The organism is Ruegeria sp. AE3 (assembly GCF_056542225.1).
Window position 1 is genome coordinate 1 of the sequence record NZ_JBQFZL010000051.1, and the last position, 758, is coordinate 758.

Genomic DNA, 758 nt, shown 5'->3' on the forward strand with positions numbered 1-758 from the left:
GTGCAGTTGGAGGATCGGATGATGGAAAAGCTAAAGGGTGGATGCTATTGCCGCGCCGTACGATACGAGATTTCCGGTCGGCCGGAATGGTCAGCGCATTGTCATTGCCGGTCCTGCCAGTTGGCGCTTGGTGGCGCCTTCGTGACTTGGGCAAAAGTGGCCGCGAAGAATTTCGAAGTCACCAGCGGTACCATCAAAACGATCGAGAAGACCCCCGGAGTTCGCCGAGGCTTTTGTGGCGATTGCGGGACAACACTGAACTATGCCGCAGAAGGTGAGGTGGACGGTCAAGATTGGAGTTCTGACGCTTGGTTTGCTGCCGCCACTCTCGACGACCCATCGGTGGTCGAACCGAAGTCGCACGTCTTTGTCTCGCACCAGCAGCCATGGATCAAGCTCGCCGATGGGCTGCCGACCTTCCAGGAGTTTTGATGCGACCAAACAAGAAAGGGACACTATGAGCGAAACCTACACATACGCCTGCCGTGATTGCGAGGGCATGGAGACCTGCCCCGGCGAGGTCACCGCCTGTTCGAAGGATGAGGTCTGGAAGCTGATGGAGCTTCACGCCGTCATCGCGCATGGGGAAAACCCCAGTTCGTGGGACAATGAAACGCGTGATTATCTGAGCACATTGATAACGTCCAAATGACAACTGACCTAGTTGGGCAATTCTTTTTGACGGATGGGCAAGCGTTGCCAAGCCGACCCAAAGATTAAACCTCTAGGGTGGTTTCTGTGGGTTAACCGGACTCTTT

General features: G+C 55.4%; 2 protein-coding genes. Both read left to right on the forward strand.

Annotation, left to right across the window (positions count from 1 at the left end):
* The coding region (locus ACR0NZ_RS20625) for a GFA family protein (protein WP_480521582.1) at positions 1 to 432 on the forward strand (432 nt) is incomplete at its 5' end.
* Positions 433 to 457: 25 nt separating this feature from the next.
* Positions 458 to 652, forward strand: coding sequence for a DUF1059 domain-containing protein (locus ACR0NZ_RS20630; RefSeq protein WP_480521584.1), 195 nt, complete (start codon positions 458 to 460; stop codon positions 650 to 652).
* Positions 653 to 758: the final 106 nt, after the last annotated feature.

Bases quoted from the DNA above. Each gene is read 5' to 3' on its own strand.
- ACR0NZ_RS20630 (WP_480521584.1), top strand. From the start codon at position 458: ATGAGCGAAACCTACACATACGCCTGCCGTGATTGCGAGGGCATGGAG.